This window comes from Roseovarius nitratireducens, assembly GCF_002925845.1.
In the GTDB taxonomy this organism is placed as follows: Bacteria; Pseudomonadota; Alphaproteobacteria; order Rhodobacterales; family Rhodobacteraceae; genus Roseovarius; species Roseovarius nitratireducens.
On record NZ_PDNI01000027.1, the window covers coordinates 1 to 798 of the forward strand.

Annotated in this window: 1 protein-coding gene; it reads left to right on the plus strand. The window is 33.7% G+C overall.

Features of this window, described 5'->3' with window-relative positions:
- Window positions 1-469: 469 nt before the first annotated feature.
- On the plus strand, window positions 470-798 hold a 329-nt coding region (gene atpB / locus CRJ03_RS20540), incomplete at its 3' end, for a F0F1 ATP synthase subunit A (RefSeq protein WP_104017781.1).

Here is a 798-nt window from a genome sequence, read left to right on the forward strand (position 1 = left end):
ACATAATTTTATTTTCCCTAATCACCCTATTCATTATTTTTCAATTAAAATTCTCAAAATTTAACTTCTACACCACACCTATCTCTAAAACAATTTTCATAACAAAAAAACCTAGTCCTTGAGAATCAAAATGAACGAAAATTTATTCGCCTCTTTCTCTACCCCTACATTAATAGGTATCCCCGTTGTTATTGTTATTATTATACTTCCAACCATCATATTCTCATACTCTAATCGTATTTATAATAACCGATTAGTAGTATTTCAACAATGAATCATTCAACTAATTATTAAACAAATGATATCCATTCACTCACAAAAAGGACGCTCATGAACCCTGCTACTCATTTCACTAATCATTTTTATTGGTTCAACTAATCTTTTAGGCCTTTTACCACATACATTTACCCCAACAACACAACTATCAATAAATTTAGGAATAGCAATTCCCCTTTGAGCAGGAGCAGTAATCCTAGGATTTCGTAATAAAACAAAATCTGCTCTGGCCCACTTTCTCCCACAAGGAACACCTATTCCCTTAATTCCTATATTAATTATTATTGAGACAATTAGCCTGTTTATTCAACCAATAGCCCTAGCAGTTCGGTTAACCGCCAATATTACAGCCGGTCACCTACTAATCCACCTTATTGGAGGAGCAACTTTAGCTTTACTATCAATCAACATCCCCACAGCCTTAATCACATTCTTAATTCTAACCCTACTAACCATTCTAGAATTTGCTGTAGCACTAATTCAAGCCTACGTATTTACCCTCCTAGTAAGCCTTTATTTACA